Origin of the sequence: Halarchaeum sp. P4 (genome assembly GCF_051195175.1) — an archaeon.
GTDB lineage: Archaea > Halobacteriota > Halobacteria > Halobacteriales > Halobacteriaceae > Halarchaeum.
The window spans coordinates 86,043-100,639 of the sequence record NZ_JBNTKC010000005.1 but is presented as its reverse complement, the minus strand read 5'-3'; the positions used below and the strand labels follow the sequence as shown (position 1 = coordinate 100,639).

Genomic DNA, 14,597 nt, shown 5'->3' with positions numbered 1-14,597 from the left:
TAGAATATTTATGTACAGATAGATGTCTAACTACCAATGGTACAAAAGAGAATCACGCTAATACTCTTTTTTATTACGGTGTCTTTTGTAACCGCTGAAGCTTTCTATGGTTCTTCTGTGATCGACTCATCTATGATTCTCATCGCCCTTGCGGCATTATATCTATTTTCGATATACCTCACAGTTATTGAGTATTATAGAGCATCTCTGACTACTTTGGTTTTGACTGCCGCACTTGGACTCTTTATTGTAATTGACCCTCTTGAATCCGGACTCTATGGATATGATCCATATTATTCTGTCCTCGAAACAAGCAGGCTGGCATCTGGTATGAGTTCCATTGATTTGTTGACTAAATATGGTGACCGACCGCTCATATTCTCTCTGATAACGATCGTCTCAAGTATATCAGCGGTACCAATTCCTTCAGCTGGGAAATACTATCCTCTTGTTAATGCTCTCTTGCCAGTCATTGGGTATGTAGCATTCAGGACTGTCTCTTCAAAGGAGGTGGCCCTTCTCAGCGCACACGCGATTGTTGGAACTAGAACATTTTTGACGTTTGAGTCTAAATTTGTCCCTGAATCACTTGGGATATTTCTGTTTTTCGCTCTGATATTCTCTTTATTGATGGAATTCTCTCAGTCAGACACCGACTGGCGATATCTATCGATCTTCTTTGGCATATCAATCATATTAACACATAACGTGACTTCTTTGATAGCTATCTTCTTTCTCCTAACAGTGTGCACAGTGTGTCTCTTGATCCCCCATATACCGCTTCCAACCACTCCATTTAATAAATCATCATATCCTTCCCCATCTTTGCAACTAGCTACTCTCATCCTCATAATAGGGTTCATGTCGTTATTTATATATGGAGATTGGATCACTCTCCGAAATATGATAATTAATATAGCAGTTGGTACCAAATCAGTTGGTCACACAACTAGCTCAACCCTCTCTATAATACAGCTGGTTAACGAATTTGGACAGTTGATCGTGGTCTTTTTCATGTGCATCTTAAATTTACTAATATTACATCCCAAATATGAATCTGATCACTGGGAGCTCGGAATTGCGGTCTTTAACGCGAGTTTGATATCGCTATTTATGATACAGTCGATTATGGGTAAGATAACTGATTTAGACCAGATTCGTCTAATAATATTTGTGTACCCACTTCTAGCATTTATATCATTAAGAACCATTTACGGAATCAATCTTCACAAACTTGATCAATATCGTGACCACCTTGCGGTTATTCTTCTTGTGGCATTTCTAATACCCCAACTCATTGCAATCCCTACACCTGTTCTAGAGACTACATACGGCCCCACGTTGGAAGAAGACCATTTTTCTGATTCACAGTTTGCTGCAGCGAATTGGGCTTCTCGATCAGAGATACAGTCAATCTCGGGATACGAGCGGGATGTGTGGCTCTTCGTTGGTAGGATGGACTATACTCCAATCTATGATGGGCGCTGTGAATCTGAGGTTTACGCTGGGAGGGGGTTACAAAATACCGTCTTAGATAACCGGATATACTCAAATGGTGCTATATCCATCAATAAATGTGGATTATGAGGCGGTGTTCTCAGATAAGGATGAAGACTGAGGCGAGACTATCTTTGAGTGTTCTATACTCGAAATCGCCGGTCTCGACAGTAGTATTGACTGCTTCGAGCTAGATTTACTGGAGCGAGAGGTGACACCCGAGCTCGCGATGAATCTCGGTATCCGACTCCATCTGGCTAGACGATCAGTTTCGGATACCGTAACAATTCTCGATAAGCTGGGTGTCGGCCGCTGTCGAACCGCCGTCCATAACTGGGTACAGAAGGCGGATTTACAGCCGCTTGGTGGCGCTGATTCGGATCACGTCGCGGTTGACGTGACCGTGATCCAACTGAGTGACGAAAAGTTCTGGGTGTACGCCGCTGTCGATCCCGCAACGAATCGCTTGCTGCATATCAGGCTCTATCTGACGAGAAATCAAGCAGTTACCGAGATGTTTCTCAGCGAACTCCGCGAGAAACATCCCGGTTGATTCTGCACCATGACTCCAAGCAGCACTCCACCGAATGGCCTCAATTACAGATACAAAAAGCACGGTAATAGGAACAGCGTTGAACGTGTTTTAGAGAAATAAAACGGCGAACAACCCAGTTCTCAAACTGCTTCAGTCACGCCGAAGCCGAAACTGTCGAAAATTGACTCCAAGCGTTCGCCTTCGTATGGAATTAACTAATCTGAACACTACCTCGATGGGTTTTATTTATATCCGAGGTTCTCAAGTCTATCTTTAACAATATTACTTGTATGCCCGACTTCTTCGGCTCCATCCCACTCGTCCGGTAACGAGCGCTCGAGTGATGTAACTGTCTCCTCTGACATGTCCTCAAACGTTTCACCGCAGTCAGAAACCTTAGCGGTGAGTGTTACGCCATCTGCTACCGATTTTATGAGCTTGAGGTTATCTCTATAAATTGCTTTCCGTTCCGGACCGTAGCGGGTGGACTCACAGATGACTGAGCGCTCTCGGGGTATTTCTCTGTGCCAATCACGTCCCGGGTGTTCTATTTGTGCTTTGACGTTTGAATTCACAATCGTTGAAGCAAGATCGCGTGTAGAGGGCCATCCACCGTTCGGAGTTGGAGCTAGCTCAGAAGTCCCGATTGGAACCCTTGCCAGTGAATCAAAGGGGGTACCGCCGTGACCTAGACAATAATTTGGGCGGGAATCACTCATTGCTTGATCAAGTTCAGCATATTCCCAGAGTGACTCACCGTGATCACCGACCAAGAATATTTGTGTATTCTCACTTATATCTTGAATTAGGGGTCGTAGCTGGTCAGAGACATAATCTAATGCTGCCTGGTACAGCTGTAATTTGTTCTCTCGATAGTCTATGCAGTCACTGTTCTCAGGGCTGTAGTTATTATTGTAATATCCTATATTTGGCAAGTCAGGAAGAGACAAATCAACATCATATTTTTGAATGTATTCATTTGGAGGGTCAACTGGTGCATGCAGGTCGCCTAAATGAAGATAGCTAAAGGTTGTGCTACGAGAACGTCTCCACTGTCGATAGTCATTAATAACAACTTCTGCGGGTGCGTCATCATAGACTCTATGCGACTGGTACCAGCCTCGGAGAGCTAGGAACGGAGTCGGAAATGCGCAGCCAGCATAGGTGTGAAACCCAGAAGCGTCTAAATATTTTGTGAGGATGCTATCTGAATCTGTCTGCTGAGGCATAGCATATACGTCATCACCGGGCATTGTATGGGCAGTCGCCTTATGTGTACTAGGTCTTTCACCAGTGTGCATACTTGTGACCGAAGGGAATGTCCAGGTTCCCGCTGCAACACCCGTCGTAAAATCTAATGGGAGGTCAGGTATGTGATCGCCTCGTAGTGCGTCAACAACAATTAAAAGAATATGGTCATGGTCCGTCTCCCTTCTATCCATGGAAATATCTGGGTCGTTATACTCTCGGTCAGCACGATATGACTGATATACCCAGTAGTACGGTGCGATATATTTTTTCGCCCGATTTGGTATAATATCTGCCAAATTGACATTCATGCTATACCGATTTATATACAGTCACCACCAATAAACACACCGCACAAGTCATTAGATTCACTTGATTCAGACATATCCGATTCTAAATTGTCTTTCCTGTGGGCGGACACCTCTCGTAGAGTGGTATTCGAAATGTCCAGTTATCTCCCCAATTCCAAGAGGTCATATACCCTGGTTGACCAGAATATGGTATGCAGAACCAGCGTATTCTCGTCACTGGCGGCGCCGGCTTCATCGGCTCCAACCTCGCCAACCACCTCGCGAAAGAGAATGACGTCGTCGCGCTCGACGACGGCTACCTTGGCACCGAGGAGAACCTCGAGGACGCCGTCGAGTATGTCGAAGCGAGCGTCCTTGAGGACGATCTCCCCACGGACGTCGACGTCGTCTTCCACCTCGCCGCACTCTCCTCCTACGCGATGCATGAGGAGAACCCCCAGCAGGGCGCACGCGTCAACGTCGAGGGGTTCGTCAACGTCGTCGAGCAAGCCATCCAAGACGGCTGCGAGACCGTCGTGTACGCCTCGACGTCCTCCATTTACGGCAACCGCACCGAACCCAGCCCCGAAGACATGCCGGTCCACGTCAACACCGGCTATGAAGCCTCGAAACTCGCACGCGAAAAATACGCCGAGTACTACTCCAACTTCCACGACATCACGTGTGCGGGTATGCGGTTCTTCTCCGTCTACCAGGGCTACGGGGGCTCCGAAGAACACAAGGGCGAATACGCCAACGTCATCGCCCAATTCGCCGACGACCTCGCCAACGGCGACGCACCTGCCCTCTACGGCGACGGCACCCAAACCCGCGACTTCACCCACGTCGACGATATCGTTCGTGGGTTGGAGCTCGCCGCCGAGGAACGCCTTGACGGCATCTACAACCTCGGCACCGGAGAAAGCTACACCTTCAACACCGTCGTCGAGATGCTCAACGAGGAGTTAGGGACGGCGATTGAGCCTGAGTACGTCGAGAACCCGATTCCTGAGGATGTGTATGTGCACGACACCATGGCCGACATCACGAAAATGACTGAGGAAACTGGGTGGGAACCCCAGATCTCGTTCGAAGAAGGGATCAAGGAGGTGTGTGCGCAGTATCAGTAGTTCAACAAAGTTCCATCTCCAGCTGCCTCACCACGTAAGACCCTCATAGGTGATGCCGTCACGTCGTCCAATGATGCGGCGGCCATCAACGACGACGGGATTCTCCATCGTGTCGAAGGCCTCGTCAAGGGCGGCAAACTCGTCCCAGTCAGTGACGACGAGCGCACCAGTCGCGCCCTGAAGCGTGTCGACCGCCGAGTCCGTATAGTCGATATCGGGGAAGTGTTCACGCATATTGTCGGTGGCAACCGGGTCGTAGGCGACGACCTCGGCGCCACGCTCCCGGAGGCCGGCAATCACGTCGATAGCGCGTGAGTTCCGGACATCGTCAGTACCGGGCTTGAACGCGAGGCCGAGCACGGCGACACGCTCACCCTCAATATCGACGTGCTTCTCGAGGAGGTCGAGCATGCGCTGTGGTTGTTTGTCGTTGACCTCGACGGCGGCCTCAAGGAGTGATGGCTCGTAGCCCTGCGCTTTGGCGGCGGCGATGATGGCCGCGACGTCCTTCGGGAAACACGACCCACCCCAGCCGACACCCGAGCGGAGGAACCGCTCGCCGATGCGGTCATCAAGCCCGATGGCGTCCGCGACCTCGTAGGCGTCGACGCCGAACTCCTTGCAGATGTTCCCCAACTCGTTAATCAGGGAGACCTTCGTCGCGAGGAATGCATTGTTCGCGTACTTGATCATCTCTGCCTCCGAGAGTCCCGTCTCAACAACTGGGGCATCCGTTTCCTCAAGGAGGGGCGCGTAGAGGTCGTAGAGGACGTCGAGTGCCGCGTCGTCGTTCTCGGTTCCGAAGACGAGTTTGTCGGGCTGCTGGAAGTCCGCGACGGCGCTCCCCTCGCGGAGGAACTCCGGGTTCATCGCGACGTGCAGGTCTTCCCCACGTGTCTTCCCCGATGCCTCCGCGACGATCGGTGCCAGGACGTCGCGCGTCGTCGTCGGTACCACCGTACTCTTCGTCACCACCACATGCTCAGACTCCTTCTCGCGAAGCGTCTCACCAAGTGTCTCTGCTGCCGTCTCGATAATCGACGTGTCGATACTCCCGTCCGCACGCGACGGCGTCGGCAACGCCAGGAACGTCACGTCCGTCTCCAGAATATCCGTATAGTCCGTCGTCGCTTGCAGCTCCTCACCACCATATTTCGCGAGCAAGTCGTCAAGGCCCGGCTCGTGGATCGGCGCCTCTCCCGAATTAATCGCCTCAACGATTTCCTCATCAATATCCACGTTCACGACATCGTGGCCAAGATCAGCGAAACACGCCGCGACCGTCGTTCCCACGTATCCGCTCCCGAGAATGCTGACGTCCATTACCTACTGATTCGTGTCCGTGAGTATCAGGATTTGGTTGTCCGAGTGAAAAGACATATCTCCCCGTATTTCCTCCCATCAGTATACATGAAAGCCGTCGTGCTGGCCGCGGGCGAGGGGACCCGACTCCGGCCGCTTACTGAGGACAAACCGAAGGGAATGGTCGAAGTCAACGACAAACCACTCCTGACGCACTGCTTCGAGCAGATGGTCGACCTCGGCGCCGACGAACTCGTCGTCGTCGTCGGCTACCTCAAGGAGAAAATCATCGAGTACTACGGCGACGAATTCGACGGCGTCCCCATCACCTACGCCCACCAGCGTGAGCAGAAGGGTCTCGCACACGCGCTCTTGACCGTCGAGGAGCATATCGACGACGACTTCATGCTCATCCTCGGCGACAACATCTTCCAAGCGAACCTTGAGGACGTTGTCCGTCGACAGAAAGAGGACCGCGCCGACGCCGCATTCCTTGTCGAGGAAGTCGACTGGGAGGAGGCTAGTCGTTACGGTGTCTGCGACACCAACCAGTACGGCGAAGTCACCGACGTTGTCGAGAAACCTGACGACCCGCCGTCGAATCTCGTCATGACCGGCTTCTACACGTTCTCGCCAGCGATCTTCTACGCGTGTCACCTCGTTCAGCCATCGAACCGCGGCGAGTACGAAATTAGCGAGGCTATCGACCTACTGATTCAGAGTGGACGCACCATCGACGCCATCGGAATTGACGGCTGGCGTATTGACGTCGGATATCCCGAGGACCGGGATGAGGCGGAAGCGCGCTTGTCCACGTAGCTAATAAGTGATGAGTATATACGTGAGCGACACCTCTCGGAGGATACATGGATACATTAATTGAATTAATAAAGAAGGGAGTATCGAATCCTTATAGAATACCTGGATATATCAAATGGAAAACTGGTGTTGACCCTTGGGGAAAGCGAGGACCTATTATAAAAGCTAGAGAGATGCGGTATAAGTACGCAAATTATCCACATCAAACTACGCCAATATGGGAAGAAGAGTGGGACCTTTTAATAATACTTGACGCTTGTCGTCCAGACTGGATGAAAGAAATTGAAGAGGAGTATAACTTCATTAGCGACATAAATACAAAACACTCCGTTGGAAGTCATTCCTCAGAGTGGATCTCAGAAACTTTCTCGGATGAATACTCTCAATTGCTTAAGGACACCTTGTATGTAACTGGAAATCACTATGCAAGCCAGATAGATGAGTCTAATTTGAGGAAATTAGTAATGGCACAGGATTATGGTGAGTGGGCATATGACTCAGCATCTCCCCCAGCAAATGTTGTAACTGACCTAGCGGTGCAAGCTGCAAGAAGTACTGATTGGGAGCGTTGTATCGTTCATTATATGCAGCCCCATAAACCATTCATAAAAAGAAAGGAGAGCAGGGAGGAGTTCTTAGTTAAGCAGGACTCTCTGGGGTACGAACCATATATTAGGCATTTTAATGGGGAGATATCTGAAGAGGAGCTCAGGTTGGAGTTTATATCCAATCTGAAATACGTTCTTGAAGAAGTTAAGCTACTCTTAGAAAATATTGATGCACCAAAAGTAGTCATATCCAGCGACCATGGCCAGGCTCTGGGTGAAGATGGTTTATGGGATCATACTATGAGAGTGAAGCACCCTTCGATGAAGCAAGTTCCGTGGATTGAGACGTCCGCTGTAGATGAGCAGACATTATCCCCGGATGAATACTCGTTAGCAGAGTATGATGAGGAGACAGTAAAAGAGAACTTAGAGATGCTGGGGTATAGATAGTCTAGTAATCTACCGTCTCGCTACTAGGCTCCTCACTTGGGATAAAGGAATATATCCTGCGGATATATTGAATATCATGAATATAGCCAGCCCGACCGGTGGGAATACCGCTATACTTAATGCCGGCGATAATGATACTGAGGAAACTATAAAATAGAATGTCATAAAATACGCGAGTTGTACGGAGAATATTCTACTCCACCACCACCCAGATAGAACATCAAATGTAGATATTCTCCACAGATAAATCTTCACTACAAACATGAAGATATATGACAGACTCGTACCAACTGCTGCACCCATAATTCCATACCTTGGTATCAGGAGCAAATTAAATATTATATTTGACCCTAATATGATTGCGGCGGCGATCTCAGTATGTCTAACCCACCCTGTTGCTTGTAGCACCGCATTTATAGGGCGAGTTATACCCATAACGAATGTCCCCAGAATAAGAATCTGGAGTGCTGTAGCCGAATCTGCGTATTCAGGGCCGAAATAGAGCGTGACAAATGAGGGAGAGAGTGTGAATAGTCCGAAACCGAAAAGTGACAGAGATAAAATGCAATATTTTGTCCCGGCCTTTATACTATTATTTATTGATTTGATGTTATCCGCTGCCCAATCACTTGCAGCACTTTGTAAGAATGCAGCCTGAATAGCTGCTGGCACAACCCAGATCATCTCAGCCGGGATAATCGCACTTTGATACAGGGCAGTGGCACCCTGTCCTCGAAAGAACTGCACAAGCAATATATCTGTCTTATACAATAGGAGGGCGCTCAATCCACCAATTAACTGGTACCCTCCATATGTTGAAATAGTTGATATGTCCTCTAATGACGGTCTGGTACTTCGTAGGGACTCCCTCCTATAGGAGATTAATAGTAGAATCCCAACAACGCAGGATACTATGAATGAAAGTGTATATCCCGCGAAAACACCCATGAGGCCAAATCCAAGTACAGCTAGGATAATTGCTGATACAGAATAAGTACCGATCCGGAGAACGTTCAGTAGCTCACCGATGTGCTCTTTCTGTCTACCATAGAAATATCCCTTAGACACGGAGAATAAATTCCCCGATATTATAGACAAAATCAATACTGGTATATAGTCAATATATATGTCTGGTATGATACCAATTAGTAATGATATAATAATGAGCGCAGAAGCCATGATTCCATATAGGATTGAAAGCGTGAACGAGCCCGTAACCGCCCCCAATACATTATTCTCGTCATACTGAGCAACTGTCTTCCTCGTCGCGTCAAATAACCCTCCCTTGGAGATAGTAGCGTAGATCGTAACACCTGCCATTATGCCAGCGAATAAGCCATATTCCTGCTGAGATAATAGCCGGACAAGAATTGGTGTAAAAACTGCCCCAATTAACGTCGTGGTGAATCTACCAGAAAAGATCGAGAAAACCGACCGTAGGAGTGAAGCCATCTTATATCGGGAATCTGTCGCACAGTAATTTAACTTCACGATATAGCTATCTGTTGTATTTTCAGTAGCTCGAAAAAGGGCAAGAGCTACTGAATTAGATTCTGGCTCAACTACTTTCCACCAGAGGTGATCGGCTCCAAAGTAGGTCTCTTCGTATCATTTTATATATCACATAAGACAGAGCTTATATATACAGTATAGAGGGCCGTCTGTTACAACCCTACCACTATTTTACAATATGGTTATTGGAGGTCGTTGTATTTTTTGTGATGTTGTTGTGCGACGGTTGCTAGGCTAAAGTCTTCAATACGCTCTCTGATGGCTAGGTAACAACGCTCTCGCAACCCCTCGTTAACTAACATCTTTTCTAGTTTCTCGGAAATGATTGTGGGGTTTTGTGGCTCGTTTACAAGACAACCAGCATCCCCTACTGCAGATGGTATACCTCCAGTCCCTGAGCCAAGAACAGGTGTACCATTAGCCTGTGCTTCTATGTATACGATGCCAAACCCTTCAACGTCAAACCCATCTTGTATTGGCGTTAAAGCAAATATAGAGGATCGGCGAAGCAGCTTGGACTTCCGGTCATCGCTAATACGCCCAAGAACGCTAATCGTCTTGTTCCCTTCAGATAATAATTCAATTTCTTCACGCTCTGGCCCATCTCCTGCAATAATTAACCCATGCCTTCTCTGAATATCATCCGGAATCATATTCCAAGCATCTATCAGGGTATTAATGTTCTTCCGAGAAACAAGGCGGGATATCGTGAACACTGGTCCATCAGAAATCAATGGCGGAATTTTTTCCGGTACATCGATCGATGGTGGCACAACATACGAGTTAATATCATTAATGTCCGATGATTTTTGTGTTAACTCCTCTGTAAATGGACTCACTGCATGAACTTGAGTGGATTTTGAAAGTGCGTCCCTAGCGAGTCGCGTGGAAGATAGCTCCAGGGCATGAGCTGAGACAACTGATGGAATATTGTGATTATTGGCAGCGTGAAGCGCGGGCCAGCAGACAATATGGGTTGCATGAACTACGTCCGGATCAAACTCTTGAATGGCCGCTTGAGTCTCTGAATATACCCTATTAAAATAGGGCCACTGTGGGACGTCACGTAGATTCCTAATCAATACTCTTGGGACAAAGTGACTGGGAGACAGTCCGCTATCTGGATCGCAGTGAACCACCTTCACATCGTCTCCGATCGCTCGTAATCCGCGTTCTAAGTTACGGGTTAGCGTCTGTATCCCACCTGGCGGTGGTGGGTAGTCAGGGGTAACGATCAAAGTCCTCATCTACCATGCCATTGGTGTCTTGGTTACAAATACTCTGTTACTACGACTCTGTACATATGGAGAATTGACTGGGTATATTCTCTGGCAACGAGCGCCGTGCCCCCGTCTTTCAGCCATTCGGGCGTCGCGCGACCGGTGCCGGACCAGCTCGCGCTGGACAGTCACGACGTCCGCACCATCCTTGAGGAAGACGCGGACGTTGAGGACGTGAACGCGAACACGGTGCGGGGAGTGCTGGCTCATGCGGCGAAGCTGACGAGTCGACTCCCTCGGGAAGAGCGTGTTGCCGTGCCGAGAACGGCGAAATGGAAACGAACTCTAGTCGGGTTGAGGTGCGTACTAAGACTAATGACATTTCCGAACGTAATCTGCCGCGCGTGATGGTCTATTCCGCGAATTCTGAGGCGTCGAATTCTGCCTCGAAATCTGCTTCGCTTTACTCACTGAGCAGGTAGTAGCCGTCGTTGTGGCCTCAAGAAGGCCGTATTCGCGAGCGTACGGCAGCACTTGCCGGCGTCGCGGACGTGCTCGAGGATCGCGTCATTGATGGGGGTTATTCGTCTCTGCAGACGACTTCGCGGAGCTCGTCGAGTAATTCGGGATCGTGCTCAGCTAAAACGTCAATGTCGTCCTCAAGTTCATCAAGTCGGTCACGGAAGTAAGAGCGTGTTTTGAGACGGTATGAGTCCGATGCTTCACCGGCAATAGCTTCGCGTTCGCGTTCGGTCAATAGTGCGCGACCGTGGGACATAGCGTGTCCTTCAGCCTCCGATGTGTTACTTTATACGGTAGTACGGACGTATCTCACCTACGCTATTACTAAATATGGTAAGTTTATATAGTAGTGAAGTGTATGTCTCATTGAGTGCGGGACGCCTCAGAGAAGGTGAGGCCGGTGCTGGCACACCGACCCCGTGCTCCGGCAACCAACCGAAGCATGAAGCAATCAGACCGTACACAGCAAGAGTCTGTCGAACAGCGTGATGAACGAACGAGCCTGGGTCCACAGTTAGCGGAATGCCCTGTCTGTAGGGCTGTGGGACTTCCGGAGCGGATTGAGGTGCATGATTGCCGGGTATTCTTAGCTCAGAGGGATGTCTGATGACGGATGATGTGTTCTCTGAGTTGGACTTCCGTGACGTGTACGTCCGAATCGAGACGGACTTACTCGTCATCGGCGACAGTATCTTGACCGACCGACACCACGCGTCAAGCGGGAACTACGAGGCAGACGATCCACAGAATCAGATTGGTGGCATCATTCCCGCTTTCCCGCTTTCCGGCTGGCTCCGGCACGGGATGGAGAACGTCATTCACGAACTCAACGGAACTGCTTGCCATCCCGGCGAGGCCAACGCGAACTTCATGAAGGACGAGATCTACGGGCGCGACCTCGACAACGGCTACCACAAGAAGGGGTCGTGTACTGAGGTACCGAAAGAAGACGACGGCTGTGTAATCTTCGAGCTCTTTGGTGGCTTCGGTGGCATCCCCGGTAAAGTGATGCGCCGCCCAGTTAAGTTCAGTCCCGTCCGCTCCAGTGTTGACTACACGCGTGGGCAGGCTGAGGGACACTATCGTCGCCTCACTCGGACCATTGTCTCCCGTAATCGCGAAGACAACAGGGAGCCCCTTCGTAATACAGAACTTGACGCTGTCGCCAACCTTGATGGCGCGTGGCATCTCTCCTTCCGTGAGACGAAGCCCGAATTCATTGGCCTTCTAACTGAGAGTATTGATTTCCTTGATGCACACAAGACTGATTTCATGCACCAACTTGGCGGGGCACGGAATTTCGGCGCGGGCATCGTCGATTGTGCGCTTATCAATCCACTCTACGATGAGCGGGAACTGACTCGCGTCTTTGATCGTGGGAAGAAGAGTACGGAGAAGATGGCCGAGAAGGACGAACAGTGGAGCGGCGAGTATCTCCCGGCGTTCGTGGCAGCACTAGAAGAGCGCATTGAGAGGGAGCAGTAGATGACCGCGTCACGCGAGCGCATGCTCATCGACTGCTATCGGCACGATGCCCACAAGATGAACGGCCAGCCCCACAAAGCTGCCACAGAAACGTTCGCCGGAGTTCCCGTGAACCAGACAGTCCCCCATGGGGCAGACGGGGATGCATCAGCGCTGAGTCGTCCCGATGGGAAGCCCTCTCAGACTGTCGAGACTCATGAAACGCCCTATCGTCTCTCGCTTATTGAAGGCAAAAGTCGGTACGACCCCGACACGTTCACGAGACGCGGAGTTGAGAACGGGATCCGTAACCTCCTGACCGAAGACGACCCGGTGGCTATGCATCGGGAGTGGCTGGAGAGCGACGTCGTCTCAGCGTTCAACGAGAGCGTCTACTACCCGTACACGAGTCTGAAGTACCACACGCTACTCGTGGTGGCCCTACTCGACAACTACCGTGACGGCCACGAGTTCGCCGATCTTCTCTTGGTGGTGGACCGCGCTGGGGAGACCGTGCCCCATCGGACGGTCTACGCGGGAGAGAACTTCGCGCTTCGCATCGACGAGAGCGCGGACGGGCAACCGTCTTCCCACCTCGGGAGTCGGCCGTGGCGGTCGTGGGCTTCGGCGTGGAACCGGCTGACTGCACACCCGCTCGATGCCGTTCACGACAAGTACGACATGGTTCTCGACGCGAATCTTCGCCGGATTGGCGCGTGGTCCACCGCGCTCCAGTACATCGAGGACTTCCGGGAGGCGTTCGACCGATGACGCGCATCCAGCAAGTCCATTGGGAACTGGAGATGGACTACATCGGGCACCCGTACTACGTCTCGGGGAACGCCATCATGCACGCGCTCGGTCAGCAGCTCCCACACGACGTCCACCGCCACCTGAACGCGAGTCACGGCGTCTTCGTGCCCGGCCAGTTCGGGACGTTCCCGGAGGAGCACTCGCAGAGCGGCATCCGGCCGTACCTCGGAAGCGGCCTCCCGGACGTGGAGAGCTACGACGACCTGTTCTTGATGCGGCAGGCGTCGCACTCGTGGCTTCTCGACTCCCGGCCGCGAGACGCGCTGAACACGCACGACATCCGCGTCCAGAGCGGCCACCCGGCACTCTCCCACGAGACGATCATGGGCAGGCCCGACGGCGCACGGAAACAGCAGCAGACGACGAAGTGGTACATCAACGCGTACCTCCACGCCGACCGGGACGACGTCCTCCCGCTCGACGAGAGCGCCCTGAACGGTCTCCAGTTCGGCGGCAAGCGCAACTACGGCTACGGCATCACGCGGCTGAAAGACACGCAGATCGTAGACCTGGAGGCACTGGACTACTCGCGCCTCGAAGACGGTGAGGCGTTCATCCTCGAACTCGTGACGCCGTTCGTTCTGGAGTCGGAGTACCCGAACGCTCACGACCAAGACGTCCCGTGGTGGTGGAAGGAGGACCGCCGCGAGCTCCGTGAACGCGAGGAGAAGGTACTGGAACAGCGGGAGGTGTACAAGCTCCAGACCGTAGACCACGGGCAAGTGGTCGCCTACGAGGGTGACCGCCCAGTGGAGACCGCGAAGAGCGGCATCCTCCGGGTCGGTAGTCACTCGAAGTACGGCTTCGGTGAACTGCGAGTGAAGCCCGTCGAACCTCCGGTCGGACCAGTATCAGAAATCAGAGGTAAAGACGGAGGTCTCCGGGTGAGATAACTCATTCGAGACGAAGGAATCGGCACGGAAAAATCACGTCGACGACTGAATAAAGAAATCGTATTTGCAACAACTGACAACCGCCTGCAGTTGCGTGCGGATAAGGAGGAGTGGGCGGCGTATCTCGACGGCGTCGAGGAACGCAGCGTTACGCCGTCGTAATGCGCCCACAAGGAATGCCGTAACCACAGGACGCGACGACGTCTCTTGACGTCGACGAATCGCGGTGTCTGCCCGGGTCGGCTACTGGTGGGTGCGTTCAGTCTCGGCGGTCGTCTCGGCGGTCTCTGCCGGTTTTGTGGCGGCGTCGTGGTTACGCTGTGGCTTCGTGGGGTATTACGACGGTGTAAGCAC

At 51.3% G+C, this 14,597-nt stretch carries 11 protein-coding genes and 1 pseudogene; 8 read left to right on the top strand and 4 right to left on the bottom strand.

Going from position 1 to position 14,597, the window contains the following annotated elements; genetic code table 11:
• Positions 1-132: 132 nt before the first annotated feature.
• Together ACQUS8_RS14785 and ACQUS8_RS14780 are read left to right on the top strand one after the other, a co-directional pair.
• The gene (locus ACQUS8_RS14785; RefSeq protein ID WP_435102474.1) at positions 133-1,587 is read left to right on the top strand and encodes a hypothetical protein; all 1,455 of its coding nucleotides are present in this window, start codon (positions 133-135) and stop codon (positions 1,585-1,587) included.
• 55 nt (positions 1,588-1,642) lie between these two features.
• A pseudogene (locus ACQUS8_RS14780) lies at positions 1,643-2,217 on the top strand (IS6 family transposase).
• A 57-nt stretch (positions 2,218-2,274) separates the two neighbouring features.
• On the opposite strand, the gene ACQUS8_RS14775 reads toward ACQUS8_RS14780, so the two are convergent.
• Positions 2,275-3,591, bottom strand: coding sequence for a sulfatase-like hydrolase/transferase (locus ACQUS8_RS14775; protein ID WP_435102472.1), 1,317 nt, complete (start codon positions 3,589-3,591; stop codon positions 2,275-2,277).
• A gap of 191 nt (positions 3,592-3,782) precedes the next feature.
• Between ACQUS8_RS14775 and ACQUS8_RS14770 the strand changes: the two genes are divergently transcribed.
• The gene (locus ACQUS8_RS14770; protein WP_435102470.1) at positions 3,783-4,700 is read left to right on the top strand and encodes an NAD-dependent epimerase/dehydratase family protein; all 918 of its coding nucleotides are present in this window, start codon (positions 3,783-3,785) and stop codon (positions 4,698-4,700) included.
• Between the two features lie 27 nt (positions 4,701-4,727).
• Here the strand turns inward: ACQUS8_RS14770 and aglM are convergent, their stop codons facing one another.
• Positions 4,728-6,023, bottom strand: a complete 1,296-nt coding sequence (gene aglM / locus ACQUS8_RS14765) for a UDP-glucose 6-dehydrogenase AglM (protein WP_435102468.1) — start codon at positions 6,021-6,023, stop codon at positions 4,728-4,730.
• An 87-nt stretch (positions 6,024-6,110) separates the two neighbouring features.
• On the opposite strand from aglM, the gene aglF reads away from it, so the two are divergent.
• Together aglF and ACQUS8_RS14755 are read left to right on the top strand one after the other, a co-directional pair.
• A complete protein-coding gene (aglF, locus tag ACQUS8_RS14760) occupies positions 6,111-6,821 on the top strand; it encodes a UTP--glucose-1-phosphate uridylyltransferase AglF (RefSeq protein WP_435102466.1) in 711 nt (236 codons plus the stop codon).
• A gap of 47 nt (positions 6,822-6,868) precedes the next feature.
• Positions 6,869-7,819 carry a hypothetical protein gene (locus tag ACQUS8_RS14755; RefSeq protein ID WP_435102464.1) on the top strand — a complete coding sequence of 317 codons (951 nt, stop codon included), beginning with the start codon at positions 6,869-6,871 and terminating at the stop codon, positions 7,817-7,819.
• Between the two features lie 9 nt (positions 7,820-7,828).
• Here ACQUS8_RS14755 and ACQUS8_RS14750 read toward each other — a convergent pair whose 3' ends face one another.
• Complete coding sequence (locus tag ACQUS8_RS14750; protein WP_435102462.1) at positions 7,829-9,271, bottom strand: flippase; 1,443 nt, start codon at positions 9,269-9,271, stop codon at positions 7,829-7,831.
• A gap of 242 nt (positions 9,272-9,513) precedes the next feature.
• Entirely contained in the window at positions 9,514-10,578 is a 1,065-nt protein-coding gene (locus tag ACQUS8_RS14745) for a glycosyltransferase family 4 protein (RefSeq protein WP_435102460.1), read from the bottom strand.
• Positions 10,579-11,679: 1,101 nt separating this feature from the next.
• Between ACQUS8_RS14745 and ACQUS8_RS14740 the strand changes: the two genes are divergently transcribed.
• From ACQUS8_RS14740 to ACQUS8_RS14730, 3 genes are read left to right on the top strand one after another with little or no spacing between them, the layout of a single operon-like run.
• Positions 11,680-12,558: a hypothetical protein gene (locus ACQUS8_RS14740; RefSeq protein WP_435102458.1), complete on the top strand. Its 879-nt coding sequence runs from the start codon at positions 11,680-11,682 to the stop codon at positions 12,556-12,558.
• Positions 12,559-13,308, top strand: coding sequence for a hypothetical protein (locus ACQUS8_RS14735; protein WP_435102456.1), 750 nt, complete (start codon positions 12,559-12,561; stop codon positions 13,306-13,308). It begins immediately after the preceding gene.
• On the top strand, positions 13,305-14,243 hold the full coding sequence (locus tag ACQUS8_RS14730) for a hypothetical protein (RefSeq protein ID WP_435102454.1): 939 nt from the start codon (positions 13,305-13,307) through the stop codon (positions 14,241-14,243). The genes ACQUS8_RS14735 and ACQUS8_RS14730 overlap by 4 nt, the downstream gene beginning before the upstream one ends.
• Positions 14,244-14,597 lie beyond the last annotated feature (354 nt).

Excerpts from the sequence above, each read along its gene's own strand:
- ACQUS8_RS14735 (WP_435102456.1), top strand. The coding sequence starts at position 12,559 with ATGACCGCGTCACGCGAGCGCATGCTCATCGACTGCTATCGGCACGAT.
- ACQUS8_RS14750 (WP_435102462.1), bottom strand. The coding sequence starts at position 9,271 with ATGGCTTCACTCCTACGGTCGGTTTTCTCGATCTTTTCTGGTAGATTC.
- ACQUS8_RS14775 (WP_435102472.1), bottom strand. The coding sequence starts at position 3,591 with ATGAATGTCAATTTGGCAGATATTATACCAAATCGGGCGAAAAAATAT.
- aglM (WP_435102468.1), bottom strand. The coding sequence starts at position 6,023 with ATGGACGTCAGCATTCTCGGGAGCGGATACGTGGGAACGACGGTCGCG.
- ACQUS8_RS14755 (WP_435102464.1), top strand. The coding sequence starts at position 6,869 with ATGGATACATTAATTGAATTAATAAAGAAGGGAGTATCGAATCCTTAT.
- ACQUS8_RS14745 (WP_435102460.1), bottom strand. The coding sequence starts at position 10,578 with ATGAGGACTTTGATCGTTACCCCTGACTACCCACCACCGCCAGGTGGG.
- ACQUS8_RS14770 (WP_435102470.1), top strand. The coding sequence starts at position 3,783 with ATGCAGAACCAGCGTATTCTCGTCACTGGCGGCGCCGGCTTCATCGGC.
- ACQUS8_RS14730 (WP_435102454.1), top strand. The coding sequence starts at position 13,305 with ATGACGCGCATCCAGCAAGTCCATTGGGAACTGGAGATGGACTACATC.
- ACQUS8_RS14785 (WP_435102474.1), top strand. The coding sequence starts at position 133 with ATGATTCTCATCGCCCTTGCGGCATTATATCTATTTTCGATATACCTC.
- ACQUS8_RS14740 (WP_435102458.1), top strand. The coding sequence starts at position 11,680 with ATGACGGATGATGTGTTCTCTGAGTTGGACTTCCGTGACGTGTACGTC.
- aglF (WP_435102466.1), top strand. The coding sequence starts at position 6,111 with ATGAAAGCCGTCGTGCTGGCCGCGGGCGAGGGGACCCGACTCCGGCCG.